Raw genomic sequence first — 26,496 nt, forward strand, 5'->3', positions numbered from 1 at the left:
TCGGCGGCGCAGGCCCCACAATAGGGGCCGATGAAATGGCGTTCCCGTCCGATCCCTGCGGCTGAGTTGCTGGCCGCCGCCACTGCCCTGGTGCTGCCGCTGCTGACCTGTCCTGCCGCGGCTTGCGAGAAGACCGTGCGCTGGAACGAGGATCCGCCGTTCAGCATGCGGGGCAGCGCCGATGGCGAGTTGATCGGACTGAACGTCGAACTGGTGCGCGAGACGCTCAGGCGCCTGGGCTGCAGCGCGCGCTGGGTCGAGATGCCCTGGGCGCGCGCGCTGGCGGAGCTGGAGGCCGGCCGCCTTGATATCTTGCCCGGCACGTTGCGTCTGCCCGAACGCGAGCGCTTTGCCTATTTCTCGGCGCCCGGCCCGCAGTCGCGCAACCGCCTGTTCGTGCGTGCCGACGAGCTGCGCAAATGGGCCTCGCTGAGCCGGCTGGCCGATCTGCGCGGCAGCGGCTTCCGGCTGGGGGCACAGCTGGGGGTCGCCTACGGGCCGGACTATGACGAGCTGATGCGCGACCCGGAGTTCGCCCGCAGCGTTCACCGCACGCCATCGCGGCGCAGCCTCTGGCTGATGGTCGACGCAGGCCGGCTCGACGGCGTGCTGGTCAACGAGATGACGGGCCGGCGCGAGCTGGCCCAGCTCGGTCTGCAGGAGCGGATCAAGGACACCGGACTCGTCGCCAACCATCCGACGGCCGCCGTCGCCTTCAGCCGCAAGACGATAGCGCCCGACTTCGTCGCCCGCTACAACAAGGCCGCCGAGGCGATGCAGCAGGACGGCAGCCAGGCGGCGATCGTGCAGCGTTACGCGCCGGGGCTTTGAGCGGCGGCCAGCGCTGCCCGCACCCGCTCGTCCAAGGCCTCGACCGGCAGCGCCAGCCGCGCCGCGGCGCCGCCCTCGACCTGGCGGCGCGTCTCGCCCCAGATCGGGTTGGGGAAATGGCTGTCCCAGTCGAAGCGCGCGATCACATGCCAGTGCAGATGCGGCACCACATTGCCCAGCGTGGCCAGATTGATCTTGCTCGGCGCGAGCGCCTCGCGCAGGGCGCGCTCGATGGCCGTCACCGCCTCCATGCATTCGAGCCGCTGCGCGGCATCCAGATCGCTGAACTCGGCCACATGGCCGTTCCAGATCAGCCGGTAGAAGGCGGGGAAACTCGGCGCGTCCTCGACGCGCACGACGCGCCAGCGTTCTCCGCGGGCGACCAGCAGCCCGCCGGTTTCGGCACAAAGAGGACAGGCGGGGCGGAGCTCGTTCATATCGGGCAAGACGCTGGCTAAGATCGGCCGACTTTAGCAACCCGAGGATGAACGCCGATGTCCGCCCCCGCCCTGACACGCCGCCTTTGCCTTCTTGCGCTGGGCCTGCTGCCCGCCCTCGTCCAGGCCCAGGCCTGGCCGTCCAAGCCGATCAAGTGGATCGTCGCCTACCCGGCCGGCGGCGGCTCGGACTTCCTCGCCCGCCAGCTGGCGCCGCAACTCGGCAAGCAGCTGGGCCAGACCCTCTTCATCGACAACCGCCCGGGCGCGGCCGGCAGCATTGGCACCGAGGCGGCCGCCAAGTCGCCGGCCGACGGCTACACCCTCCTGACCGGCGACAACGGCGCGATGGTGTTCAACAGCGCGATGTACAAGAAGCTCGCCTACTCGCCGAGCGAGTTCACGCCGGTCGGCTTCATGGCGCGCTTCCCGCTGATCCTGACCGTCAATCCGAACTCGGGCTTCAGCAGCGCCAGCCAGTGGCTGGCCGATGTCAAGGCTCATCCGGGCAAATACAGCTATGGCTCGCCGGGCATCGGCAGCCCGCACCATCTGGCCATGGAGATGATCAAGGAGCGCAGCGGCAGCTTCATCGTCCATGTGCCCTACCGCGGCACCGCCTTCGCCGTGCAGGACCTGATCGCCGGCATCGTGCCCATGGCCATCCTGGACACCGCCGCCGGCCTGCCACAGATCCGCGCCGGCAAGCTCAAGGCCCTGGCCGTGCTGAGCAAGAAGCGCATCCCGCAGCTGCCCGAGGTGCCGACCTTCGAGGAACTGGGCCTGAAGAACGTCGACGTCGCCGCCTGGCAGGGCCTGTTCGTGCCCAAGGGCACGCCGGAGCCCATCGTCACGCGGCTGACCGCCGAGATGAACAAGGCGATCACGACGCCGGAGGTGAAGGCGCGGCTGGAGGAATTCGGCCTCGAGGTCGCGCCCGGCGACGGCCCGGCGCTCGCCCGCTTCATCCAGCAGGAGACGCAGACCTGGCATGCGCTGATCAGGGAGCGCAAGCTGTCGGCGGAGTGAAGTAAAAGAAAGGGCTGCATCAGCGGCCCTTCTTCATTTACACCAGCACGCGCTCGATGCCGCCCTGGTTGGCCTTGGCCACGTACTCGGGCATCCAGTCCTTGCCGAGGATCTGGTTCGCCATCTCGACAACGATGTAGTCGGCCTCCAGCAGGCCGTTCTGCAGGTCGTTGCCGTAGCGGCTGAGACCCTGCAGGCAGCTGGGGCAGCTGGTCAGGATCTTCAGGTTCTCGGCCGCCGCGACCTTGCCGCTGTCGCGCAACTGCGCCTCCGTCTTGCGCAGCTCCTCTTCCTTGCGGAAGCGCACCTGGGTCGAGATGTCGGGCCGGGTCACGCCCAGGGTGCCGCTCTCGCCGCAGCAGCGCTCGCTCTTGACCACGTTGTCGCCCACCAGGGCCTTCACCGTCTTCATCGGCTCCTGCAGCTTCATCGGCGTGTGGCAGGGGTCGTGGTAGAGGTAGCTGGTCGAGGAGCCCAGCGTGATGCCCTTCTCCAGCAGGTACTCATGGATGTCGATGATGCGGCAGCCGGGGAAGATGTCCTCGAACTTGTAGCCCTGCAGCTGGTCATAGCAGGTGCCACAGGAGACGACGACGGTCTTGATGTCCAGGTAGTTCAGCGTGTTGGCGACGCGGTGGAACAAGACCCGGTTGTCGGTGATCATCTGCTCGGCCTTGTCGAACTGACCCGAGCCGCGCTGCGGATAGCCGCAGCACAGATAGCCGGGCGGCAGCACCGTCTGTACGCCGGCATGCCAGAGCATGGCCTGCGTGGCCAGACCGACCTGGCTGAACAGACGCTCCGAGCCGCAGCCGGGGAAATAGAACACCGCCTCGGTCTCGGACGTGGTCGCCTGCGGATTGCGGATGATGGGGACGTAGTCCTTGTCCTCGATATCCAGCAGCGCGCGCGCCGTCTTCTTCGGCAGGCCGCCGGGCAGCTTCTTGTTGATGAAGTGGATCACCTGCTCCTTGACCGGGGCCGTGCCGACGGTCGCACGCGGCGCCTCGGTCTGCTTGCGGGCCAGGCGGCGGAAGAGATCGTTGGCGAGGCGCTGCGCCTTGAAGCCAACGCCGACCATGGCCGTGCGCGCCAGCTTGATCGTCTCGGGCGAGGTCGCGTTGAGCATCAGCATCGCCGCCGCATTGCCGGGGCGGAAGCCCTTCTGGCCCATCTTGCGCAGCAGATTGCGCATATTCATCGTCACGTCGCCGAAGTCGATCTTGACCGGGCAGGGACTCGCGCATTTGTGGCAGACCGTGCAATGGTCGGCCACGTCCTCGAATTCCTGCCAATGCTTGATCGACACGCCGCGGCGGGTCTGCTCCTCGTAGAGGAAGGCCTCGACCAGCAGCGAGGTCGCCAGGATCTTGTTGCGCGGCGAATAGAGCAGGTTCGCGCGCGGCACATGGGTCGCGCAGACCGGCTTGCACTTGCCGCAGCGCAGGCAGTCCTTGATCGAATCGCTGATCGCGCCGATGTCGCTCTGCTGCATGATCAGCGACTCGTGCCCCATCAGGCCGAACGAAGGCGTGTAGGCATTGGTCAGATCGGCATAGGTCGTCTGCGCGTCGGGGCCGCCCAGGCGCAGCAGCTTGCCCTTGTTGAAGCGGCCCTCGGGGTCGATGCGCGACTTGTAGTCGGCAAAGCCGGCCAGTTCCTCGTCGGTCAGGAACTCCAGCTTGGTGATGCCGATGCCATGCTCGCCCGAGATCACGCCGTCCAGGCTGCGCGCCAGCTTCATGATGCGGGCGACGGCCTCGTGCGCCGTCTGCAGCATCTCATAGTTGTCGCTGTTGACGGGGATGTTGGTATGCACATTGCCGTCGCCGGCATGCATGTGCAGGGCCACCCAGACCCGGCCGCGCAGCACCTCCTGGTGGATGCGCTTGCATTCCTCGATGATGGCGGCGAAGGCGGCGCCGGCGAAGATCGCCTGCAGCGGCTTCAGGATCTGCGTCTTCCAGGACGCGCGCAGGCTCTTGTCCTGCAACTCGTCGAAGAAGGTCCGGCCGCTCAGCTCGGCCTGGGCCGTGTCCAGCCCGTCCTTCCACTGCTGCCACAGCGCGCCGACCTCGCTCAGCAGCGCCTGCGCCTGCTGCACGCGGTCCTCCAGCAGCTCGGCGCTGGGGATCTCGCTGGCGTCATCGCTCTTGCCCAGCGGCAGACGACCGGTCGAGAAGAAGCCGCGCAGCGCGTCGACCAGGGCCAGCTTGTTGCGCAGGCTCAGCTCGATATTGATGCGCTCGATGCCCAGCGTGTACTCGCCCATGCGCGGCAGCGGGATCACGACGTCCTCGTTGACCTTGAAGGCATTCGTGTGCTTCGAGATCGCCGCCGTGCGCTTGCGGTCCAGCCAGAACTTCTTGCGCGCATCGGCGCTGATCGCGATGAAGCCCTCGCCCGAGCGGCCATTGGCCAAGCGCACGACCTCGCTGGTCGCGCGCGCCACCGCATCGGCATCGTCGCCAACGATGTCGCCGATCAAGACCATCTTCGGCAGGCCGCCGCGCTTGCTCTTTGTCGAGTAGCCGACCGCCTTCAGATAGCGGTCGTCCAGGTGTTCCAGGCCGGCCAGGATCGCGCCACCCGGTTTCTTCATCTCCTCGAACATGAAGTCCTTGATGTCGACGATCGAAGGCACGCAGTCCTTGGGATTTCCGAAGAACTCCAGGCAGACCGTGCGCACATGGGCGGGCATGCGGTGCACGATCCAGCGCGCGCTGGTGATCAGGCCGTCGCAGCCCTCCTTCTGCACGCCGGGCAGGCCGGCCAGGAACTTGTCGGTGACGTCCTTGCCCAGGCCCTCCTTGCGGAAGGTCGAGCCGGGGATGTCCAGGCGCTCCGTGCGTTCGAGCTTCTTGCCCGTCGCGTCGAAATAGCGCAGCTCGAAGCTGGCCGTCTCGACATCGTGGATCTTGCCGAGGTTGTGGTTCAGGCGGATGACCTCGAGCCACTTGGCCTCCGGCGTCACCATCTTCCAGGACGCCAGATTGTCCAGCGCCGTGCCCCACAAGACGGCCTTCTTGCCGCCGGCATTCATCGCCACATTGCCGCCGACGCAGGAAGCCTCGGCCGAGGTCGGATCGACGGCGAAGACATAGCCATGCTGCTCGGCCAGATCGGCGACGCGCTGGGTGACGACGCCGGCCTCGCTGAAGATCGTCGCGACCGGCTTGTCGACGCCAGGCAGTTCCAGCATCTCGACGCCGCGCAGCGCCTCGAGCTTCTCGGTGTTGATGACGGCCGAGTTCCAGACCAGGGGCACGGCGCCGCCGGTGTAGCCGGTGCCGCCGCCGCGCGGAATGATGGTCAGGCCCAGTTCGATGCAGCCCTTGACCAGCTGGGCCATCTCGGCCTCGCTGTCCGGCGTCAGCACGACAAACGGGTATTCGACTCGCCAGTCGGTCGCATCGGTCACATGGGAGACGCGCGACAGGCCGTCGAACTTGATATTGTCCTTGGCCGTGTGGCGGCCCAGCAGCTTCAGCGCGCGCCGGCGCAGATCGTAGACGGCCGCGAACATCGCGCCGAAGTCGGCCACCGCGCGCCGCGCCGCCGTCAGCAATTCGCCGACCGAGGCGTCGCGCTGGGGGTCGCTGGCCGGGTCGCGGCGCTTCTCGACCTCGTGCAGCCGGTGGTTCAGCGCCTCGATCAGCAGGCGGCGGCGCTTCGGGTTGTCGAGCAGGTCGTCCTGCAGATAGGGGTTGCGCTGGACCACCCAGATATCGCCCAGCACCTCGTAGAGCATGCGGGCCGAGCGACCGGTGCGGCGCTCCTCGCGCAGCTTGTTCAGCAGCTCCCAGGCCGGCGCGCCGAGCAGGCGGATGACGATCTCGCGGTCCGAAAAAGAGGTGTAGTTGTACGGAATCTCGCGCAGTCGGGCGGCGACGCCGCCGACGGCGACGGCTTCTTCGGTCTGATCGGGCATCAGCGGATGCGGTGCATTCATGGCGGCGGGACGCGCGGAGCGCCCCCTCGGGAAAGCATGGACGGGTGCCCGGACGGGCTGGCGGCGACGGGCTGGTGGACCCCGGCTTGGCAGGCGCGGCGGCCCGCTTTCCGGGGTCGGGACAGCGGCCGCCAGCGCGCCAGGACGGAATCCTACCCCAGGCACATCGCCGCGGCTGGCGCCGCCCGCCAAGCCCCCATGTCGCGCCGGGCGTCGCGATGTCACAATCGGTCGCCGCAAACGGCTCGATACTCGCGGCCAGAACAACAGCCTGGAGACCCGAATGATGCGCATCGCCCAGACCCGAGTCCTCGCTTCCGCCCTGCTCGCCCTCGCCGCCGCCGGCGCCCCGCATGCGGCGCTGGCCCAGACCGAGATCCAGTGGTGGCATTCGATGGGCGGCCCGCTGGGCGAATGGGTCAACGACCTGGCCAAGGATTTCAACGCCAGCCAGAAGGACTACCGAATCGTGCCCACCTTCAAGGGCACTTACGACGAGTCGATGACGGCGGCGATCGCCGCCTTCCGCGCCGGCAACGCGCCGCACATCCTGCAGGTCTTCGAGGTGGGCACGGCGACCATGATGGCCAGCAAGGGCGCGATCGTGCCGGTGGCCGAGGTGATGAAGACGGCCGGGGCGAAGTTCGACCAGACCGCCTATGTGCCCGCCGTGGCCGGCTACTACACGGCGCCCAACGGCCAGATGCTCTCCTTCCCCTTCAACAGCTCGACGACGGTCTTCCACTACAACAAGGACGCCTTCAGGGCCGCCGGTCTGGACCCGAACAAGGCGCCCTCGTCCTGGCCCGAGGTGGCCGCCGCGGCGGCCAAGCTGAAGGCAGCCGGCCACAAATGCCCGTTCACCACCTCCTGGGTCAGCTGGACCCAGTTGGAAAGCTTCTCGGCCTGGCACAACGTCGAGTACGCGACCAAGAACAACGGTTTCGGCGGCCTGGATACGCGCCTGGCCTTCAACACGCCGCTGCACCTGCGCCATATCGAGAACCTGGCGAACATGGCCAAGCAGGGCCTGTTCGTCTACCGCGGCCGCGGCAATGCCGCCGACAACACTTTCGTCTCCGGCGAATGCGCGATGATGACCGGCAGCTCGGGCCTCTACGCCAATATCAAGAAGAACGCCAAGTTCGCCAACGGCATCGCGCCGCTGCCCTATTACCCCGACGTGCCCGGCGCGCCGCAGAACACCGTCATCGGCGGCGCCAGCCTGTGGGTGATGGCCGGCAAGAAGGCCCCCGAGTACAAGGGCGTGGCAGCCTTCTTCCAATACCTGTCGCGGCCCGAGGTCGCGGCCGAGAGCCACAAGCGCACCGGCTACCTGCCGGTCACCAGGGCCGCCTACGAGCTGACCGAGAAGAGCGGCTTCTACAAGGAGAACCCCGGCACCGACGTCGCGGTGACCCAGATGATCCGCAAGACGACCGACAAGTCGCGCGGCGTGCGCCTGGGCAATTTCCTGCAGATCCGCACCATCATCGACGAGGAGTTCGAGCAGGTCTGGGGCGGCAAGAAGTCGCCCAAGGAAGGCATAGACGCGGCGATCTCGCGCGGCAACGAGCAGTTGGAGCGCTTCCAGAAGGCCAATAGCAAGTGAAGTCGAGGGCAGAGCCTCTCCGGGCCGAGCGCCGGGCCGCTCCCAAGCCGGCCCGCTTGGCGATGTCCTTGCCGGTCGATCCGGCGAGGATCGCCGCCCCCTCGGGGGGCCGACCGGCGTACCCGCCGGGCGAGGGGCGCTGATGGCCGTCGAAAAGCGCGTCCTGTTCCGCTCGGCCTGGCTGCCCTGGCTGCTGCTGACGCCACAGCTGATCGTCATCAGCGTGTTTTTCTTCTGGCCGGCCGGCCAGGCGCTGCTGCAATCGCTGCAGCAGCAGGACGCCTTCGGCATGTCGACCGAGTGGGTCGGGCTGGACAACTTCCGCCAGCTCTTCGGCGACGCCAGCTACCTGGCCTCCTTCAAGACCACGGCGCTGTTCTCGGTCCTGGTCGCGGCGCTGGGCTTGGCGATCTCGCTGCTGCTGGCGGTGATGGCCGACGGCGTCGCGCGCGGCGCGGCCGTCTACAAGACCTTGCTGATCTGGCCCTATGCAGTGGCGCCGGCGATCGCCGGCGTGCTGTGGCTGTTCATGTTCGCACCCTCGATCGGCATCGTTTCCTACGGGCTCAATGCGCTGGGCATCAGCTGGAACCATCTTCTGAACTCGAACGACGCGATGACCCTGGTCGTGCTGGCCGCCGTCTGGAAGCAGATCTCCTACAACTTCCTGTTCTTCCTGGCCGGCCTGCAGTCGATCCCCAAATCGCTGATCGAGGCGGCGGCAATCGACGGCGCCGGGCCCTGGCGGCGCTTCTGGACCATCGTCTTCCCGCTGCTGTCGCCGACCACCTTCTTCCTCTTGGTCATCAACATCGTCTACGCCTTCTTCGACACCTTCGGCATCATCGACGCGGCCACCCACGGCGGCCCCGGCAAGGACACGGCCATCCTGGTCTACAAGGTCTACTACGACGGCTTCAAGGCCATGGACCTGGGCGGCTCGGCCGCGCAGTCGGTCGTCCTGATGGCCATCGTCGTCGGGCTGACAGTGCTGCAGTTCCGCTACGTCGAGAAAAAGGTCCAGTACTGATATGAAGCCCCTCGTCCAAGGACTACCTTGGCCGGTCCCCCGGGGAGACGGCGATGCTTGCCGGATCGACCGGCAAGCACATCGCCACGGCGGGCCGGCTTGGGACGGCCCGGCGCTCGGCCCGCAAGTCTCATACGCTCAAGCTCACTGACATGGTCGAACGCCGCCCCGCCCTGACCCTCCTCTCGCACCTGGTGCTGATCCTGGGCGTGCTGATCGTCGCCTTTCCGCTCTATGTGACCTTCGTCGCCTCGACGCAGACGGCCCAGGAGATCGTGCAGGCGCCGATGCCGCTGCTGCCGGGCAGCCATCTGCTGGACAACTACCGCAGCGCCCTGCTCGGCAACGAGGCCAGCGTCGGCTCCAAGGCGCCGGTGGCGCGGATGATGACGGTCAGCCTGATCTGCGCGCTGAGCATCGCGCTGGGCAAGATCGCGATCTCGCTGCTGTCGGCCTTCGCGATCGTCTACTTCCGCTTCCCCTTCAAGGGCTTCTTCTTCTGGGCGATCTTCGTCACCCTGATGCTGCCGGTCGAGGTGCGCATCGGCCCGACCTACCAGGTGGTCTCCGACCTCGGCCTCCTGAACAGCTATGCCGGCCTGACCGTGCCGCTGATCGCCTCGGCCACCGCCACCTTCCTGTTCCGCCAGTTCTTCATGACGGTGCCCGACGAGCTGGTCGAGGCCGCGCGCATCGACGGCGCCGGACCGATGCGCTTCTTCAAGGACGTGCTGCTGCCGCTGTCGCGGACGAGCATCGCCGCCCTCTTCGTGATCCAGTTCATCTACGGCTGGAACCAGTACCTGTGGCCGCTGCTGGTGACGACGCAGGAGGACATGTACCCGGTGGTGATCGGCATCAAGCGCATGATCTCCGGAGGCGATGCCGGCAACGAATGGAACATCATCATGGCCACCGCCGTGCTGGCCATGCTGCCACCGGCCCTGGTCGTGATCCTGATGCAGCGCTGGTTCGTCAAGGGCCTGGTCGACACCGAGAAATAGAGCAAGAAGCACATGGCAAGCATCTCCCTGCGCAATGTCGTCAAGCGCTACGGCCGCGGCGCCAAGGCCAATCCAGTCATCCATGGCGTCAATGCCGAGATCGCCGACGGCGAGTTCATCGTCATCGTCGGCCCCTCGGGCTGCGGAAAGTCGACCTTGCTGCGCATGGTGGCCGGCCTGGAGGAAATCTCCGGCGGCGAGATCGCGATCGGCCCGCGCGTGGTCAACAAGATCGAGCCCGCCGACCGCGACATCGCGATGGTGTTCCAGAACTACGCGCTCTACCCGCATATGACGGTGTTCGAGAACATGGCCTATGGCCTGAAGATCGCCAAGACGCCGCTGGCCGAGATCAAGGCCCGCGTCGACAAGGCGGCCAAGATCCTTGAGCTGGGCCATCTGCTGGAGCGCAAGCCGCGCGAGCTGTCCGGCGGCCAGCGCCAGCGCGTCGCGATGGGCCGCGCGATCGTGCGCAATCCGCAGGTCTTCCTGTTCGACGAGCCGCTGTCGAACCTGGACGCCAAGCTGCGCGCCGCCACCCGGCTGGAGATCCAGAAGCTGCACCGCGAGCTGGGCGTCACCTCGCTCTTCGTCACCCACGACCAGGTGGAGGCGATGACCCTGGCGCAGCGCATGATCGTGATGAACGCCGGCCATATGGAGCAGATCGGCACGCCCGAGCAGGTCTACGGCCGGCCGCAGACCACCTTCGTCGCCAGCTTCATCGGCTCGCCGCCAATGAACCTGCTGAAGGGCCGGGCCCAGGGCCGCCGCTTCGAGATCGACGGCGTCGCGCTGGAGCTGCCGGCCGCCGCGCCGCGCGACGGCGAGCTGATCCTCGGCCTGCGTCCGGAGCATGTGGACGACTGGCGTGCGGCCAGTGGCTGGCCGCTGAGGGTCGAAATGATCGAGATGCTGGGCGCCGAGCGCCTGGTCTACGGCCGGCTCGGCGAGGCAACGCCGTTCACCCTGCGCATCGACGCGACCGAGACGCCACCCGAGCTCGGCGCCACGCTGCGCCTGGCCATCACCGCCCAGCATCTGCACTGGTTCGACCCGCAGACGCAGCAGCGCGTCGAGGCCTGAGCGGCATGGACGCCACCGGCGCCTGGCCGCTGCCCTTCTGGATCGCGCACCGCGGCGCCGGCAAGCTGGCGCCGGAAAACACGCTGGCGGCCTTTCGGCTGGGTGCCCGGCACGGCTACCGCGCCTTCGAATGCGATGTGAAGCTGAGCCGCGACGGCGTGCCCTTTCTGCTGCACGACGCGACGCTGGACCGCACGACGCCGGAGCGCGGCCTGGCCGCCGAGCGCGACTGGAGCGAGCTGTCGCGGCTCGATGCGGGCGGCTGGCATGGCCGCAGCTATGCCGGCGAGCCGCTGCCGAGCCTGGACAGCATCGCCGGCTTCAGCCTGGCCAACGGCCATGCGCTGAACATCGAGCTGAAACCGACGCCGGGCGAGGAATTGCGCACCGGCCAGATGGTCGGCCGCGAAGTGCTGCGGCTGTGGGCCGATGCGGCAAGCCGGCCGCTGCTCAGCTCGTTCAGGCCCGAGGCCTTGCTGGGCGCGGCCGAGACCGCCCCGGAACTGCCGCGCGCGCTGCTGCTCGATGCGCTGAAACCCGGCTGGCTGGAGCAGGCGCGCGGTCTGGGCTGCGTCGCCGTCGTCACCCATTACCCGCTGATGGACGCGGCGACGGTGGCGACGATCCACGCGGCCGGCCTGCGGGCGCTGGTCTACACGGTCAACGATCCGGCCAGCGCGCGCTGGCTGATCGCCAGCGGCGTGGACGGCATCATCACCGACGCGGTCGACCGCTTCTCGCCGGCCGAGCCCCGATGAGGCCGCCCCTGCAGTTCGGCGGCCTGCCGACTGCACTCTGATCGGGCTTCAGGCCAGGCGCGCGTAGACGCAGGTATTGCGCGGCTCGCCGGCCGGGTTCAGGCCATCGCTGCGCAAAATGCCCTCGAGCTCGAAGCCGCAGCGCTCGGCCACCGCGCGGCTGCGCAGGTTGACGTCGTCGCAGCGGATCTCGACCCGGCGCGCGCGCAGCCGCTCGAAAGCCATCGCCGCCATGGCCTGGACGGCCTCGCTGACATAACCCTGGCCCTGGGCGGAGCTGCGGATCCAGTAACCGATCTCGAAGCGCCGCACTTCCCAGTCCATCCGGTGCAGGCCGGTGCCGCCCAGCAGGCGCCGGCCTGCGGCGGCGCGGTCGTAGATCTGGAAGCACAGGTCCTTGCGCAGCACGAAGTCGGCCAGCTGGCGCCGCGCGACCGCCTCCGAGTCCTCGATGCTCGGCGCCTGCTGCGCCCAGGGCATCCAGGGGCGCAGCTCGGCAACCGACTCGCCGATTGCCGCGGCCAGCGCCGGGCCGATGCCCGCGCGCGGCGCGGCAAGCAGCAGGCGCTCGGTCTCGATAGCCTCGGGCACCTCGATCAGCAGCGGGTTCATCGTCATTTGTTGGGCACCATATCAGGCGGCAGGCCCGGGGCCGCCTCGGCGCCGAGCTGCTCCTCGACGTTTTCCGGCGCCGGCAGCTCGCGCACCTGGCGGATCACCGGGTGGCGCCAGGCCATCAGGCTCAGCAGCAGCGCGGTCGTGCCGGCAAAGGCCAGCGCCGCGCGCAGGCCCACATGCTCGCCGAGCCAGCCGCCCAGCAGCGCGCCGGGGCCGGCCGGGATCAGGATCAGCCAGCGCATGGTGCTGGTCATGCGCCCTAGCATCGGTGCCGGCGTGACCGCCTGGCGCAGCGCCAGGAAGTTGATGAAGATCAGCACCGCGCCGACGCCGAAGGCGAACAGCATGAAGGCGAAGGCGGCCACGCCCAGCGCATTGGCCGGCATCAGCGACAACAGCAGCCAGCCCAGGCCGCTGGCAGCGATGCCCAGCACCAGCGAGGGGCCGGGGCCGAAGCGGCGGCTGATGCGGTGGCCGAAGATGCTGGCCAGCACGGTGCCGGCGCCCAGGGCGACATAGCTGAGGCCCACCTGCTGGGCCGACAGGCCCAGGCTACGGGTCGCGAACAGGATCTGCACCACCTGGGCCGCGTTATTGCACAGCTGCCAGCCGCCGACCGCGCTGGCCAGGCTGACCAGCAGCGCGCGCCGGCGCACGAACTGCACGCCGGCCTTCAGGTCGCGCCAGAAGTCGGCGCTGCTGCCGCGGTGCAGCTCCTCGTGAACCTTGATGCCGCGCAGGATCAGCGCCGAGACCAGCACCAGCACCGCGTCGACGGCCAGCGCCATCGGCGCACCCATCAGCTTGATCAGCGCACCGGCAAGACCCGGCCCCGCGACCTCGGCGCCGGAGGAGGCCAGCGCGTTCTTCGCGTGCGCCTCGACCAGGCGGTCGCGCGTCACGACCTGGGTCAGCACGATCTGGGCGGCGCTGCCGGCCGTCGTGTAGACAGTGCCGAGGATGAAGCCGACGACGTAGAGCCAGCTCATCGTCAGCCAGCCCATCCAGGCGGCCAGCGGCACCGTCGCGACGGCGACGGCCAGCGAGGCCTCGCCGATCACATAGACCGGCAGCTTGCGCACGCGGTCGAGCCAGACGCCCGAGGGCAGGGAGAACAGCACGAAGGGGGCGATTTCCATCGCCGTCAGGAGGCCCATCTGCGTCGGGCTCGCGTTCAGCAGCACGGCCGCCGTCAGCGGCAGGGCCAGCATGGTGATCTGCCCGCCCAGCGAGCTGATCAGGATGGAGGACCAGAGGCGCCGGTAGACGGCATCGCGCAGCAGATCGCCGGGCGGCAGGCTGCAGCGCTGGCGCAGCAACTGGACAAAGGACCGCAGCCGGAAAAGCAGCCGGGTTTGCATGGGGACATCTCCGCGATCTGGACCCCGGCCTCGTGAGCGCAGGATCCGAACTTCTTCTTCGTGCCGCCGAACGCGGCTCAGCGCGGAGCGGACGGCAGCGGGCCAAAACCGCCCGCGCAGGCGCCGGCGGCACGGGGCGTGCGGCATCGGCTGCGGTCGAGGAGCTTGGTCATGGTGCCACTATCCTAGCAGCAGCTGGCCCCTTACGCCGGGACCCGGCGGTCCCTAGAAGCCGACAGCCGCACCATCGCGGCGCGGATCGCTGGCCGCCACATAGCCCTCGACGGCCGGATCGCCGAGCCGCCAGATGAACTGGCCGGCACCGAAGTCCTGGTAGCTGTCGTGGATGTCGCCGATCTGGTGGCCCAGCGCGCGCAGGCCCTCGATGGTGGCCGGCTTCATGCTCGGCTCCACATTGATGGACAGGCCCTCGTTGAAGCGCCAGCGCGGCGCGTCGCAGGCGGCCTGCGGCTGCTGGCGGTAGTCCAGCATGCGCACCAGGGTCTGCATATGGCCCTGGGGCTGCATATTGCCGCCCATCACGCCGTAGCTCATCACCGGCTGGCCGTCCTTGGTCAGGAAGGCCGGGATGATCGTATGGAAGGGCCGCTTGCCGGGCGCGACGACATTCGCATGGCCGGCCTCCAGCGTGAAGCCATGGCCGCGGTTCTGCAGCGAGACGCCATAGCCCGGCACCACCAGGCCCGAGCCGAAGCCCATGTAATTGCTCTGGATGAAGCTGACCATCATGCCGCTCTCGTCGGCGGCCGTCAGGTAGATGGTGCCGCCCTTGACCGGGTTGCCGGCCTTGAAGTCCTGCGCGCGCTTCATGTCCACCAGCTTGGCGCGCTGGGCCAGATAGGCCGGGTCCAGCAGCTCGTCGACGCCGACCTTCATCGTCCGCGCATCGCTGACATAACGGTAGACATCGGCGAAGGCCAGCTTCATCACCTCGATCTGCATATGGGTGGAGGCGACGCTGTCGACCGCATGCGCGGGCAGGTCCAGATGCTTGAGTATGCCCAGCGCGATCAGCGCGGCAATGCCCTGGCCATTGGGCGGGATCTCGTGCAGCTCGTGGCCCGCATAGCTCTGCGAGATCGGTTTGACCCATTCGGGCCGGTAGGCAGCCAGATCGGCCGTCGTCATCGCGCCGCCGGTCTGGCGCGCGAAGGCGGCGATCGCCTCGGCGATCTCGCCGCGGTAGAAGGCCTCGCCCCTGCTCTCGGCGATCAGGCGCAGGCTGCGCGCCGCGGCGGAGAAGCGGAACTGCTCGCCGACCTGAGGCGCGCGCCCGTACGGCAGAAAGGTCTCGGCAAAGCCCGGCTGCGAGGTCAGCTCCGGCACCGCCGCGGCCATCGTCCATTTGCTCTGCACGACCATCGGCACCGCGTAGCCGCGCTCGGCAATCTCGATCGCCGGCGCCATCAGGTCGGCAAACGGCAGCTTGCCGAAGCGCTCGGAAAGCGCCACCCAGCCCGCCACCGCACCGGGCACGGTCACCGCGTCCCAGCCGCGCTTGGGCAGCGCTTTCGCATCGGCGCCATAGCGCCGGAAGAAGTACTCGGGCGTCCAGGCGGCCGGCGCAGTGCCCGAGGCATTCAGGCCATGCAGCTCCTTGCCGTCCCAGATGATGCAGAAGGCGTCCGAGCCCAGGCCGTTGCTGCAGGGCTCGACCAGGGTCATGCAGGCGGCCGTCGCGATCGCTGCGTCGACCGCATTGCCACCCCGGTCCAGCATGCGCAGGCCGGCCTGCGCCGCCAGCGGATGGGAGGTCGAGACGATGTTGCGCGCGAACACGGGGCTGCGCAGGCTGGGGTAGGCGCTGTTCCAGTCGAAGGGCTGCGTCCGGGTCTTGCTGTCGTTCATCGTCGGGCTCTTTCTTTCTCGCGTGCTTGCTTGTCTCTGCCGATGGCTTGTGCCGGGATTGTGGCGCCTCGCGTGAGTACGCGATGTCCAGGCTTTCCTGCCTGCGCACAAGCGCGAATGCGGCGGTCCAAGCCGTGATCGAGGCCGCGATCGCGGCGATGTAACGCATTGCAAACGCGCCGCGCGAGCGTCAACGCCGGTTTCCAGGGTCTCGTTGTACAGGCACCTTTCGCAACCACTGGAGAAATCCTGATGATGAACGTCCTGAAGACCGCCCTGATCCCCTCGCTGCTGGTTCTGTCTGCCGGTGTTGCGATGGCCCAGACCCCTGCGCCGACGACGGCCGCGCCCGCTGCAACGGCCACGACCGCGACCACTGCGGCGACGCCGAGCACCACGCCGGCAGCCACCGCTGCGGCAACGACGACCACTACGACGGCCGCAGCGCCCGCGACGACGGCCCCGGCCACCAAGCATGCCGCGACGACGACGAAGAAGCATGCACATGCCCATGCCGCCAGCGCCTCGGCGCCGACCGCCACGGCCGAGGTGAAGGCCGAAGCCAAGACCGAAGCGAAGAAGTGATGGCGGCCTGAGCCGATGGGACAGGCAAGACCTGTCCCCAGGCTTCGAAGATATTCCTCTCACTCCCTTTGGATCCGCCGCGACGCGAGTCGCTGCGGATCCTTTTCTTTTCATCGCCTGGCAGCCGCCCGCGGAGCCGTGGCATCGAGTTTGCTAGTCTCCGTGCTAGGTTCTTCATTCATCGGTGCAAGAGACAATCCATGAGCGACATCAGCAGCATGAGCTCCGGCGGCAAGCCGCAGCAAGCCCTCCACGCGATCGCCGGTCGTACCAAGAAACTGCCGCCGCTGCGGGTCGGGGTCGGCGGGCCGGTCGGCTCGGGCAAGACGACGCTGGTCGAGGTGCTGTGCAAGGCACTGCGCCAGCGCTACGACCTGGTGGTCGTCACCAACGACATCTATACCAAGGAAGACCAGCGCCTCCTGACCGTCGCCGGCGCGCTGGAGCCCGAGCGCATCATGGGCGTGGAGACCGGGGGCTGCCCGCACACGGCGATCCGCGAGGACGCCTCCATCAATCTGGAGGCGGTCGACCGCATGCTGCGCCTGTATCCGGACGCCGACATCGTCTTCATCGAATCGGGCGGCGACAACCTGGCAGCCACCTTCAGCCCCGAGCTGTCGGACCTGACGATCTATGTGATCGACGTCGCCGCCGGCGAGAAGATCCCGCGCAAGGGCGGGCCCGGCATCACCAAGAGCGATCTCTTCGTCATCAACAAGACCGATCTGGCGCCGCATGTCGGTGCCAATCTGGAGGTGATGGAGGCCGACACGCGGCGCATGCGACCGACGCGGCCTTTCGTGATGAGCAATCTGAAGACCGGCGCCGGCCTAGCCGAGGTGATCGACTTCATCGAGCGCAAGGGCCTGCTGAAGGCCTGAGCCGCCAGCCCGCGGCCTCAGAGCCCGGCCAGGTAATGGGCCAGGTTCTCGATATCGGCCTCGCTGAGCGTCTTGGAGACCGAACTCATCGTGCCGGCGTCGTTGGTACGGCGGCCGGCCTTGAAGTCGGCCAGCTGCTTGACGACATAGGCCGGGTTCTGGCCGGCCACGCGCGGCACCTCGTTCTGGCCGGAGAAGCCGCCCAGATGGCACATCGTGCACAAGGTCTCGTCGGCCTTGGCCCTGCCCAGCCGGGCCTTGGCCGCGTCGACCGCGAAGCCCTGCGGCTGCGGCTTCTGCGCGGCGAAGTAGTCGGCCAGCGCGCGCATCTCGTCGCGGCTGAGGCCGGCCGCCATCGGCGACATCAGCGGGTTCTCCCGCCGGCCTTCCTGATAGTCGCGCAACTGCAGATAGAGATAGCGCGAGGTCTGGCCGGCAAGGCGCGGATAGTCGTCCTGGATCGGCTTGGCACCGCCCGGTCCGTGGCAGGCGACGCAGGCCGCGGCCTTCTCGGGCATGGCCGGCGCGGCCCCTTGCTGCTGCTGCGCCGCCGCGCCGGCGCCGAGACCGGCGAGCAGCAGCGCAAGGACCGGGCCGCGGCGCCTCATTGCCGACTCAAGGCAGCGCAAAGACCAGCACCGTGTTGCCGCGCTTGAAGTCCAGCTGCGTGTTGCCGCCGGCCGCCACCGCGATGTACTGCTTCCCGCCGACCTGATAGGACACGGCCGGTGCATTGACGCCGGCGCCGGCCTGGTACTCCCACAGCTTCTTGCCGGTCTTGGCATCGAAGGCGCGGAAGAAGCCATTGCCCTCGCCGTTGAAGACCAGGTCGCCGGCGGTGGCCAGCACGCCGCCGATCAGCGGCTGCTCGGTGTCGAACTTCCAGACCATCTTGCCGGTGTCGATGTCGACCGCCGCCAGCCGGCCCCATTGCTTCTCGCTCGGAATCGTCTTGAAGGCGCCGCCGAGCCAGAGCTTGCCACCCGGATAACGCGATTCCTCGACGTGGTAGGTCATCGGCTGGTGCAGATTGGCCGCATAGGCCAGGCGCAGCTTGGCGTTGACCGCCATCGGGCTCCATTCGACGCCGCCATTGGCGCCGGGCAGCATGCGCGCGCCGCTGCTGGTCGGCAGCACCCACATATTCTCCTGCGGCACCATCGCCTCGCTGAAGCGCAAGAGCTCGCCGGTGGCGCGGTCGTGCACATAGATATGGCCGGTCTTGCCGCCGTGGATGGCGACCTTGCGCATCTTGCCGGCCTTGTCCTTGGCCTCGGTCAGGATCACCGGCGAGACGGCGTCCAGGTCCCAGACATCGTGGGCGATGTACTGGTAATGCCATTTGTAGGCGCCGGTGTTCAGGTCGATGGCGACCATCGAGTTCGTGTACAGATTGTCGCCGGGCCGCTCGCGGCCGTAGAGGTCGGGGCTGGGGTTGCCGACGACGAAGAAGACGGTGTTGCTCTCCTTGTCGACCGCGGGCGCCATCCAGACGCCGCCGCCCAGGGTCTTGTAGAAGTCGCCGCCCTTCTGCTCCAGCTGCGCCTTCTCGGCCGCGATGTCGCGCAGCATATTGCGGCCGGTCGCGTCGTTGACGGCCCAGACGCCCTCGTGCCCCTTCTCCGGGATCGTGTAGAAGGTCCACAGCAGCTTGCCGTCATTGGCGTCGAAGGCCTTGACGAAGCCGCGCACGCCGTACTCGCCGCCATTGGTGCCGATCAGCACCTTGCCGTTCACCACCACCGGCGCCATCGTCTCCGAATAGCCGAGCTCGGGATCGGCGATCTGCGTCTCCCACAGCTGCTTGCCGGTCTTGGCCTCCAGCGCGATCAGCTTGGCGTCCAGCGTGCCCATGAAGAGCTTGCCGTCGAGCACGGCGACGCCTCGGTTGTTGGGCCCGCAGCAATAGGTCGTCACCGGCCCCATCTTGTGCTTGAAGTGCCAGAACTCCTTGCCGGTCGCTGCGTCCAGCGCATAGACATGGTTGTAGGAGGTGGTGATGAACATTATCCCGTCGACGACGATGGGGGCCGTCTCCATCGACTCGAGCACCGCGGTCTGGAAGCTGAACACCGGCCGCAGCTTGGCCACGTTGCCGGTGTTGATCTGGCTGGCCGGGTAGTAGCGCGTCTGCGCATAGCTGCCGTTCGAATGCAGGAAGTTGACCGCGTCGCCACCGGCAGCGTCGAGCCGCGACTGCGGAACGGCGATGTCCTTGGGCAGCGGCTGGCCGGTCGGCGCGGCGCCGCCCTGCACCTCCGCCTGGGCCCAGGCGCCGGTACAGGCAACGGCAAGCGTCAGGCCCAGCAAGGCCCTCGCGGCGGAGTGACGAAGATCGATGTGCATGGAGGTCTCCTTTGCTTTGCTCTTATCCCCCGCGCCATGGCATCACGTCATGGCGCAAAGGTCCCGGTACCTGACAGGGAGCGCGTGGAGGGCACGTGGAGGGCTCAGCTGCGTCGCCCGGCTGCTCCGTTGCTGCAGCGCTGGCGGACACATGGGCGACAGTCGGGTCGCGCGTATCCTCAGCGCGCAAGAATAATGGGAATTCCCCGCGCTGCAAACGCCGAATTGCCGCAGACTTGGGGGGTCAGGTCGTCTGCGGAGGTGATGCGGTGAAGCGATCGAGCCTTGTTTCCTGTCTGGCCCCAACCGTGGCGTTGGCCTTGCTGCTGAGCGGCGCCCCCGCCGGCGGCCAGCGCGAGACCGACACCAGCGCCAATGCGCAATTGCTGATCGCCGCGCGCCAGGGCGATGTGCCGGCCGTCAAGCGCGCGCTGGCCCAGGGTGCCGCGCCCAATGCGCGCAACCGGCTGGGCAAGACCGCGCTGCTGATCGCCGCCGAGCGCGGCCAGACCGAGCTCGGCACGGTGATGCTCGATGCCGGCAGCGATGTGCAGCTGGCCGCCTTGAACCGGGTCACGCCATTGATGGCTGCCTGCCACTCGGGCGACATTGTGTTGGTGCGCCGCCTGCTCGACGCCGGCGCAAGAATCGACGCCACCGACCAGGTCGACAAGACGGCCATGGTCTATGCCGCCGGCCAGGGGCATGCCGAGATCGTCGCGCTGCTGCTGGCGCGCGGCGTTGCGCTCGACGCCGGCTACGACCATCGTCTGACGGCGCTGATGTGGGCCGCCGGCCAGGGCCATGCGCCGGTCGTGCGCCTGCTGCTCGATAAGGGTGCCGACCCGGCGCTGCGCGACGACCGCGGTCTGACCGCGCTGGAGATCGCGCGCCAGGCCGGCCAGGCCGAGACGGTCGCCCTGCTGTCGGCGGCCGGCGCGCGCTGAAGGGCCCCGCTCAGCGGGCCAGCAGAAAAGGCAGCGCCTGGTCCAGCAGCGCCTGCGGCGCTTCCTCGGGGATGTAATGGCCGCAGGGCAAGGCCTGGCCCCGCACATCGTCGGCGACGCGTCGCCATTCGGCCAGCGGATCGAAGCAGCGCTGCACCACGCCCTCAGCCCCCCACAGCGCCATCAGCGGCATCGCGAGCCGCCGGCCCGCCTCGCGGTCGGCGAGGTCATGCGCCAGATCGATGTCGGCGGCCGCCCGGTAGTCCTCGCAGACCGCATGCGCGGCGCCGGGCAAGGCGATGCAGCGCATGTACTCGGCCAGCGCGGCCGGGTGGAAGGGTGCCAGACCGGCGCCGCGCCGGCCCATCACCTCGCGGACATAGGCGGCCGGGTCGGCCTCGATCAGCCGCTCGGGCAGCGGGCTGGGCTGGATCAGGAAAAACCAGTGCCAGTAGGCGCGGGCGAAGGCCTCGCCGGTCTGCTCGTACATCGCCAAGGTCGGCGCGATGTCCAGCAGCACCAGGCGTTCGACCGCGTCCGCATGATCGGCCGCCAACCGGTGCGCGACCCGCGCGCCGCGGTCGTGGGCCAGCACGGCAAAGCGCCGGTGGCCCAGCGCGGCCATCACGCGGCGCATGTCCTCGGCCATCACCCGCTTGCTGTAGTTGCCGTGATCGGCCGTGCCGGCCGGCTTGGACGACTCGCCATAGCCGCGCAGATCGCCGAGCACCAGGCTGAAATGCGCGGCCAGCGCCGGCGCGACCTTGTGCCAGATGGCCGAGCTCTGCGGATGGCCGTGCAGCAGCAGCAACGGCGGGCCGGAGCCGCCGAGACGGGCGTGGATCTCGATCCCGTCGCCGACTTCCAGGCGGCGCGAGGTGAAGCTCGGGAACAGTTCGGCGGCGGCGCTATCCATGCGGCCAGCATAGCCGGCCGGGGCAGCGCCGGATCAGGCGCGCACCAGTTCGACGGTCGGATAGCCGCTGCCGGCCGTGCCGATATGGCACAGGCCCGGGCAGCCGCTCTTGGCCACGGCCGCGTCAAAGACCTCGCGGGCGCAGTCGTGGCAGCAGCCGCAGGCGGAGGCGACCCGGGTTTCGTCCTGCAGCACCTCGAAATTGCGCACGCCCGCATCGACGCTGCGGCGGATGTCGCGGTCGGAAACACGGTGGCAAAGGCAGACGATCATGGCTCGCGAAGGGGCTGGCGCTCAGATTGAGCAGGACCAACTCTAACGCAAATGCGAACTCTTCTCAATCAAATTCGCAACAAACCCGTGCAAAAAGTCGGGCCTCCCCGGCCAAGACCCGGGAGGCCCGCATCGGATGAGGCGAAGAAGCGGCCGCTCAGGACTCGGCGCCACCCATCTGGCTCTGCAGCCAGTTCTGCTCGCCGATCTGGGCGACCAGGGCGATCTGGGTTTCCAGGTGGTCGATATGCTCCTCGGTGTCCTTCAGGATCTCCTCAAGCACCTCGCGCGAGACATAGTCGCGCACCGCCTCGCAATGGGCGATCGCGTCTTTCAGCAGCGGGTGCGAGCCCATCTCGATCTTCAAATCGCAGTCGAGGATCTCGACGGCGCTCTCGCCGATATAGAGCTTGCCCAGGTCCTGCAGATTTGGCAGGCCCTCCAGCACCAGGATGCGGTCGATCAGCTTGTCCGCATGCTTCATCTCCTCGATCGACTCCTGGTACTCGTGCTTGGCCAGGCGCTCGAAGCCCCAGTTCTTCAGCATCCGGCAATGCAGGAAGTACTGGTTGATCGCGGTCAGCTCGTTCTTCAGCTGCGCATTCAGGAATTCCAGGACCTTGGCGTCGCCCTTCATTGTTCTCTCCTCGTTGTGGACTACCGCGCATTGTGCGTGCTCGGCCCGCCGCAGCCCAGCAAAACCCGCGCGCCGGCGCTCTGCATACGAAGCGTTCTCAGGCTCAATTCCACCGGCCCGGTCGCCGCCGACGCCCTCTCTCAAGTTTCTCAAGTTTTCATTGCAATTGCGAATGGTTCGCATTTAATATAACACCATGCCAACAGCAAGTCCCTCACCCGCCGGTCCACCGTCCGGCCGCCCCGAGACGGTCGATGAACCCTTGCCGGCCGCGAGCCCGCCGGCGATCGCCGGGCGCAAGCGCTTGAACAGCCTGACGCTGTTCGGCAACGAGCGCGAGATCGAGATCGAGATCGAGCATTCCGGCCAGCTCTATCGCTTGCGCCTGACTTCGCTGGGCAAGCTGATCCTGACCAAGTAGGCATTCCGGCCATCGATTTTTTCTTCCTCCACCGCACCAGCCAGCGCCCGCCAGCCCGTGCCAGTTCCAGCAGGACTCACGAGCCATGCCGCACAAGACCAGGCCTGTCGCGCTGGGCGTCACCGCCCTTCTCTACGCCCTCTCCAATACGCCGGCCCGCCGGGCAAGCCCTGGCCAGCTGGGTCGAATACCCGCTGCGCTACTGAGCGCCGTGGCGCGCTGTTGATGGGTCAATGAATGGAATGTCGGAGGTCGATTCGATGTGCAGCAAGCCGAATGTGTTTTCCGTTCTGCAGGCCGAGCAGCCGCCCGCGGCGCCGGTGGCCGTGCCCGGCGGCTCGCGCCGGCGCATCAGCAAGCTGCTGGGCGGCAATGCGATCGCCAGCGACTACGAGCTGCACTGCGGCGTGATCAATGACTGCGGCCAGCACGCCGGTCGCCGAGGGTCTGCAGCGCGAGCTCGACCAGCGCGCGTGTACCTCGAATCGCCAACTGCCAGCGGTCTTCGGCGTGCCCTAGCATCGCTGGGCAGCGCCGGCCAAGCGGAAGCGCCGGCGTCTCAGGCCGGCCGTGATCGCTGAGCCCATCAAGCAAAAGGCCGGCGCAAGCGCCGGCCCACGGTTCAGCTCAGGCCGCTCTTAGAAGCAGCACAGCAGCTGCTCGAGGCAGCAGGCGATGTCGCCACAGCAGGCCTGAGCGGCCAGCACCGCGGCGGAGCCGCCGAGCAGGGCCAACGCGGCGCCCAATTTGATCAGTCTGGATTTCATGAAAACCTTTCCTTGTTGATGGAGGGTCGTGCGGACGGCCCTCCATCTAATCCGGCGGGTTCCAGGGTTCACGCAGGGGGCCGACCCGCAGCCGTTTGCCGGACAGGCTCGGCTCGGCTTGCGCCGGCGAAGGGATCACGATCGAAGGCGACGCCGGGATCACCTGCGGCAGCACGCAGACCTCGCAGGCGAGGTTGGCGCATTGCATCAAGCCTTCGCAGCCCTGCAGGCAGCAGTCGCTGTAGCGCGCCGAAGTCGCGGCCATGGACTGCCCGACGAACATCAGGCAGCCGAGGAGCACGGCGATCAGGGCGAGCAGCTTGCGCATGCCTCAATGGTACGACGGCCGCACCCGCCCTGCTCGCGTCGGCTAGGGCTGGACCGACAGCGCCGCGTCCGTCAGAGACGCGTCGAAGATCAGCCTCGACGGCCAGGTCGGCCAGTCGAGCCCCAAGGCCGCAGGGGCGTTCGGGTCGCCGCTGCGGGCAAAGGCGGCCAGGCTGGCCATCATCGCGCGCGACAGCGCCAGCCGGCCCGGCTGGTTGGCGCTGCTGTTGGCGATATGCGCGAACAGCGAGGGGCCGAAATTGCCGAACAGGAAGGGCAGATCGAAGGCGTGGGCCGCGCCGTAGATGTCGTTGAAGGGCGCGGGCTCGAGGTCCCAGTCGAAGCGGTAGTACCAGACCTCGTTCTGCTGCGACTTCAGCGTCGCCAGCACATTGTCGGCGGAGGCCTGCAGGAAGAGCACATCCAGCAGCTCGGTGCGGGCGGTGAAGCCGCTGCCAGGCGTGCCGACCGGCAGGTAGGCCGCCGGTATCCACTGCTCGATGGCGATCTGCGCCGGTGCATCGGGCTGATAGGCGAACTGGATGTCGAACAGCTGCTTGTCGTTGACCAGGCGCCCACTGGGGCCGCCCAGCAGGGTCAGAAAGGTCGGGAACAGCTTGCCCTCGTCACGCGTGTTGCCGGCCATCACCGGCACGCGCAGATACTGCCCGGCGGCGATCGAAGCGATGGGATTCAAGGGCAGCATCGTGCCGTCCGGGATCGGCCCCGAACCGGCCAGACCCACGGCTGCCAGCTTGCTCAGCAGGGTGAAGAGCAGGCTGGCCGGCGACTTGGACCGCAGATAGCTCGCCACCTGCTCGGGCGTGTGGCTAGCGACCCAGGCAGCGGCTTCCGGCAGGCCGGCCGCCAGGCCGTCGGCCACCAGCGATTCCTGCAGCAGCCGGTTGCCCTGGTTCAGGTAGACGCTGGCCGGATTGAGCGTCGGCAGGCGGCCGGGCGGCAGGTTGGCGCTCAGCGAGATGCCGCCGCTCAGCGGCACCGCGCGATGGAAGAGCTGCGGTCGCGCCTGAACGGTCACCGGCGTCGTCAGCAAGGCGTAGACATTGATGGCCCCGGCCGACTGGCCCATCAGGGTGACATTGGTCGGATTGCCGCCGAACTTGGCGATGTCGTGCCGGATGAATTGCAGCGCCTTGACGATGTCGAGCAGCGCGAAATTGCCCGAATCCTCGAGCGGATCGCTGCCGCTCTTCAGCTGCGGCAGGTTCAGGAAGCCGAAGATGCCCAGGCGGTAGTTGACGCTGACGACCACCGCATTGGCGCTCTTCGCCAGGGCAGCGCCGTCGTAGACCGGGTCGGCGGTATAGCCCGAGACATTGCTGCCGCCATGCACGAACACGATCACCGGCAGATTGCCGCGGCGGTCCGCCGGGCGCCAGATGTTCAGGTAGAGGCAGTCCTCGCTGCCGACCGCCTGGCCCAGCGTCGTGCCTATCGTCGGGTCGTAGCGGTTGTTGGCGCCGGGCCCGTAGATGCGCCCGTACTGGACGCAGGCCGGGCCGAACTGCTGGGTGGGCCGGGCCGTCTTCCAGCCCTCGGGGTCGACCGGTGCTCGCCAGCGCAGCGCACCGACCGGCGGCTTGGCAAAGGGCACGCCCTTCCAGGCATAGGTGCCGCTGGCGGCGGAATCGTCGATACCGACGATCTTGCCAAAGCGCGTGACGCGTTCAACACTGTCCGAGGGGGCCTGCGCAAAGGACATGGCATGTCCCAGCAAGGCCAGACAGGCGAGAAGTGACTTCATGCTCGGCATCGGTCGTCTCCTGTGATTGGTCGTAGCGACCGTACGGCCGCTCGATGCAAGCGAGAACAGGGCTAACCCTAAAGTTCAGCATCGACGGCTAGGGGTTGCGAACGATGCAGTTCGCCAGGCCGCCATTCCTCAGGCCGCCGCGCCGCCACGCCGTCTTGCGCCCAGGGCCGCCAGCAGCGAACCCAGGGCCACCGTGGCCGCCCCGATCCAGAACATGCCGGTCAGCGGCGTGCTGAGCAGGATGGAGGCGAACAGCGCCGACAGCAGCGGCGTGCCGTTGGCGGCCAGGCCCAGCAGATGGATATTGCCGTGCAGCACGCCGGTGTTCCACAGGCTGTAGGCCAGCGTGACGGCCGCGCCGGCCAGGCCGACCTGAACGACCACGCGGGCGGACCAGTCCATGGGCGGCGGGCTGGCCTGTAGCAGATGAATGATCCAGAAGGCGACGGCGCTCAGCGGCATGAAGAACCAGAGCCCGTTCCTGCCCTGGGCCAGATGCTTGGTGGCGGTGCTGTACAGCGCCCAGACGATCGCGCCGGCGAGCGCCAGGCCGTAGCACAGCGGGTTGTCGGCGGCGTTCAGGAAAAAGCGCGTCGGCGACATTCCCTCGGGCGGCGAGGAGGCGGCGATGACGCCGGCGAAGGCCAGCGCCAGGCCGCCCAGCATGGGCGCGTTCAGGCGCTGGCGGCCGGCCAGCGCCGAGCACAGCACGGTCAGGCTGGGCCATAGATAGTTGACCATGCCGATCTCGATCGCCTGGCCGCGGTCGCGCGCCAGGCCCAGGGCCAGCACGAAGCAGAGCTCGTAGGCGACGAACAAGGTCGCGCCGACGATCAGGTACGGGCGCGGCAGCTCGCGCAGCGGGCGGCGCCGCGGCCACAGCAGCAGGGCCGACAGGCTGAACAGCAGCGCCGGCGCGCCGGTCGGGCCCAGGAACTCGATCGTGCTGCGCGTGACGCCGACCGAGGTGCTCCAGAACAGGATGGCAAGCAGGCCCAGCAGGGTGGCGCCGCGCGAGGAGGGATTCAAGCC

At 68.1% G+C, this 26,496-nt stretch carries 26 protein-coding genes; 12 read left to right on the forward strand and 14 right to left on the reverse strand.

Annotated elements, in window-relative coordinates:
- Positions 1-30 precede the first annotated feature (30 nt).
- Positions 31-831 (forward strand): substrate-binding periplasmic protein, encoded by an 801-nt coding sequence (locus QWJ38_RS11330; protein WP_290359192.1) that lies wholly within the window; start codon positions 31-33, stop codon positions 829-831.
- Here QWJ38_RS11330 and QWJ38_RS11335 read toward each other — a convergent pair.
- Entirely contained in the window at positions 813-1,268 is a 456-nt protein-coding gene (locus QWJ38_RS11335; RefSeq protein ID WP_290359193.1) for an HIT family protein, read from the reverse strand. The two genes, QWJ38_RS11330 and QWJ38_RS11335, sit on opposite strands and share 19 nt — an antisense overlap.
- Before the next feature lie 57 nt (positions 1,269-1,325).
- On the opposite strand from QWJ38_RS11335, the gene QWJ38_RS11340 reads away from it, so the two are divergent.
- Positions 1,326-2,297 (forward strand): Bug family tripartite tricarboxylate transporter substrate binding protein, encoded by a 972-nt coding sequence (locus QWJ38_RS11340; protein WP_290359194.1) that lies wholly within the window; start codon positions 1,326-1,328, stop codon positions 2,295-2,297.
- A gap of 37 nt (positions 2,298-2,334) precedes the next feature.
- Here the strand turns inward: QWJ38_RS11340 and QWJ38_RS11345 are convergent, their stop codons facing one another.
- On the reverse strand, positions 2,335-6,249 hold the full coding sequence (locus QWJ38_RS11345) for a DUF3683 domain-containing protein (protein WP_434063968.1): 3,915 nt from the start codon (positions 6,247-6,249) through the stop codon (positions 2,335-2,337).
- 283 nt (positions 6,250-6,532) lie between these two features.
- On the opposite strand from QWJ38_RS11345, the gene ugpB reads away from it, so the two are divergent.
- From ugpB to ugpQ, 5 genes are all read left to right on the forward strand, one after another.
- On the forward strand, positions 6,533-7,861 hold the full coding sequence (gene ugpB, locus QWJ38_RS11350; protein ID WP_434063969.1) for a sn-glycerol-3-phosphate ABC transporter substrate-binding protein UgpB: 1,329 nt from the start codon (positions 6,533-6,535) through the stop codon (positions 7,859-7,861).
- Positions 7,862-8,003: 142 nt separating this feature from the next.
- The gene (gene ugpA / locus QWJ38_RS11355; RefSeq protein ID WP_290359196.1) at positions 8,004-8,891 is read left to right on the forward strand and encodes a sn-glycerol-3-phosphate ABC transporter permease UgpA; all 888 of its coding nucleotides are present in this window, start codon (positions 8,004-8,006) and stop codon (positions 8,889-8,891) included.
- A gap of 152 nt (positions 8,892-9,043) precedes the next feature.
- A complete protein-coding gene (gene ugpE, locus QWJ38_RS11360; protein ID WP_290359197.1) occupies positions 9,044-9,895 on the forward strand; it encodes a sn-glycerol-3-phosphate ABC transporter permease UgpE in 852 nt (283 codons plus the stop codon).
- 12 nt (positions 9,896-9,907) lie between these two features.
- Positions 9,908-10,981 carry a sn-glycerol-3-phosphate import ATP-binding protein UgpC gene (locus tag QWJ38_RS11365; protein WP_290359198.1) on the forward strand — a complete coding sequence of 358 codons (1,074 nt, stop codon included), beginning with the start codon at positions 9,908-9,910 and terminating at the stop codon, positions 10,979-10,981.
- A gap of 5 nt (positions 10,982-10,986) precedes the next feature.
- On the forward strand, positions 10,987-11,739 hold the full coding sequence (gene ugpQ, locus QWJ38_RS11370) for a glycerophosphodiester phosphodiesterase (RefSeq protein WP_290359199.1): 753 nt from the start codon (positions 10,987-10,989) through the stop codon (positions 11,737-11,739).
- Between the two features lie 48 nt (positions 11,740-11,787).
- Here the strand turns inward: ugpQ and QWJ38_RS11375 are convergent, their stop codons facing one another.
- From QWJ38_RS11375 to QWJ38_RS11385, 3 genes are all read right to left on the reverse strand, one after another.
- Positions 11,788-12,357: a GNAT family N-acetyltransferase gene (locus QWJ38_RS11375; RefSeq protein WP_290359200.1), complete on the reverse strand. Its 570-nt coding sequence runs from the start codon at positions 12,355-12,357 to the stop codon at positions 11,788-11,790.
- Positions 12,354-13,718 (reverse strand): MFS transporter, encoded by a 1,365-nt coding sequence (locus QWJ38_RS11380; RefSeq protein ID WP_290359201.1) that lies wholly within the window; start codon positions 13,716-13,718, stop codon positions 12,354-12,356. The genes QWJ38_RS11375 and QWJ38_RS11380 overlap by 4 nt, the downstream gene beginning before the upstream one ends.
- A gap of 225 nt (positions 13,719-13,943) precedes the next feature.
- Positions 13,944-15,587 carry a gamma-glutamyltransferase family protein gene (locus QWJ38_RS11385; protein WP_290359202.1) on the reverse strand — a complete coding sequence of 548 codons (1,644 nt, stop codon included), beginning with the start codon at positions 15,585-15,587 and terminating at the stop codon, positions 13,944-13,946.
- 252 nt (positions 15,588-15,839) lie between these two features.
- Between QWJ38_RS11385 and QWJ38_RS11390 the strand changes: the two genes are divergently transcribed.
- Positions 15,840-16,172 carry a hypothetical protein gene (locus tag QWJ38_RS11390; RefSeq protein WP_290359203.1) on the forward strand — a complete coding sequence of 111 codons (333 nt, stop codon included), beginning with the start codon at positions 15,840-15,842 and terminating at the stop codon, positions 16,170-16,172.
- 200 nt (positions 16,173-16,372) lie between these two features.
- On the forward strand, positions 16,373-17,056 hold the full coding sequence (gene ureG, locus QWJ38_RS11395) for an urease accessory protein UreG (protein ID WP_434063970.1): 684 nt from the start codon (positions 16,373-16,375) through the stop codon (positions 17,054-17,056).
- Between the two features lie 17 nt (positions 17,057-17,073).
- Here ureG and QWJ38_RS11400 read toward each other — a convergent pair whose 3' ends face one another.
- Together QWJ38_RS11400 and QWJ38_RS11405 are read right to left on the reverse strand one after the other, a co-directional pair.
- On the reverse strand, positions 17,074-17,664 hold the full coding sequence (locus QWJ38_RS11400; RefSeq protein WP_290359204.1) for a c-type cytochrome: 591 nt from the start codon (positions 17,662-17,664) through the stop codon (positions 17,074-17,076).
- 7 nt (positions 17,665-17,671) lie between these two features.
- Complete coding sequence (locus tag QWJ38_RS11405) at positions 17,672-19,402, reverse strand: pyrroloquinoline quinone-dependent dehydrogenase (RefSeq protein WP_290359205.1); 1,731 nt, start codon at positions 19,400-19,402, stop codon at positions 17,672-17,674.
- Positions 19,403-19,671: 269 nt separating this feature from the next.
- On the opposite strand from QWJ38_RS11405, the gene QWJ38_RS11410 reads away from it, so the two are divergent.
- Complete coding sequence (locus QWJ38_RS11410) at positions 19,672-20,349, forward strand: ankyrin repeat domain-containing protein (RefSeq protein WP_290359206.1); 678 nt, start codon at positions 19,672-19,674, stop codon at positions 20,347-20,349.
- Positions 20,350-20,359: 10 nt separating this feature from the next.
- Here the strand turns inward: QWJ38_RS11410 and QWJ38_RS11415 are convergent, their stop codons facing one another.
- The 3 genes from QWJ38_RS11415 to bfr form a co-directional block, all read right to left on the reverse strand.
- A complete protein-coding gene (locus QWJ38_RS11415; protein WP_290359207.1) occupies positions 20,360-21,265 on the reverse strand; it encodes an alpha/beta fold hydrolase in 906 nt (301 codons plus the stop codon).
- Positions 21,266-21,298: 33 nt separating this feature from the next.
- Entirely contained in the window at positions 21,299-21,538 is a 240-nt protein-coding gene (locus QWJ38_RS11420; RefSeq protein ID WP_290359208.1) for a (2Fe-2S)-binding protein, read from the reverse strand.
- A 157-nt stretch (positions 21,539-21,695) separates the two neighbouring features.
- Positions 21,696-22,175, reverse strand: coding sequence for a bacterioferritin (bfr, locus tag QWJ38_RS11425; RefSeq protein WP_290359209.1), 480 nt, complete (start codon positions 22,173-22,175; stop codon positions 21,696-21,698).
- Positions 22,176-22,371: 196 nt separating this feature from the next.
- Here bfr and hemP point away from each other — a divergent pair, with 196 nt between their 5' ends.
- Entirely contained in the window at positions 22,372-22,596 is a 225-nt protein-coding gene (hemP, locus tag QWJ38_RS11430; protein ID WP_290359210.1) for a hemin uptake protein HemP, read from the forward strand.
- 233 nt (positions 22,597-22,829) lie between these two features.
- Positions 22,830-23,177: a hypothetical protein gene (locus QWJ38_RS11435; RefSeq protein WP_290359211.1), complete on the forward strand. Its 348-nt coding sequence runs from the start codon at positions 22,830-22,832 to the stop codon at positions 23,175-23,177.
- Positions 23,178-23,234: 57 nt separating this feature from the next.
- On the opposite strand, the gene QWJ38_RS11440 is transcribed toward QWJ38_RS11435, so the two are convergent.
- The 4 genes from QWJ38_RS11440 to yddG all read right to left on the reverse strand — a co-directional run bounded on the left by QWJ38_RS11440 (position 23,235) and on the right by yddG (position 26,493).
- Positions 23,235-23,363 carry a hypothetical protein gene (locus QWJ38_RS11440; protein ID WP_290359212.1) on the reverse strand — a complete coding sequence of 43 codons (129 nt, stop codon included), beginning with the start codon at positions 23,361-23,363 and terminating at the stop codon, positions 23,235-23,237.
- A 46-nt stretch (positions 23,364-23,409) separates the two neighbouring features.
- A complete protein-coding gene (locus QWJ38_RS11445) occupies positions 23,410-23,691 on the reverse strand; it encodes a hypothetical protein (RefSeq protein ID WP_290359213.1) in 282 nt (93 codons plus the stop codon).
- Between the two features lie 42 nt (positions 23,692-23,733).
- On the reverse strand, positions 23,734-25,455 hold the full coding sequence (locus tag QWJ38_RS11450; RefSeq protein WP_290359214.1) for a carboxylesterase/lipase family protein: 1,722 nt from the start codon (positions 25,453-25,455) through the stop codon (positions 23,734-23,736).
- 138 nt (positions 25,456-25,593) lie between these two features.
- Positions 25,594-26,493 (reverse strand): aromatic amino acid DMT transporter YddG, encoded by a 900-nt coding sequence (gene yddG, locus QWJ38_RS11455; protein ID WP_290359215.1) that lies wholly within the window; start codon positions 26,491-26,493, stop codon positions 25,594-25,596.
- Positions 26,494-26,496 lie beyond the last annotated feature (3 nt).

Source organism: Roseateles violae (assembly GCF_030410485.1).
GTDB lineage: Bacteria > Pseudomonadota > Gammaproteobacteria > Burkholderiales > Burkholderiaceae_C > Roseateles_D > Roseateles_D violae.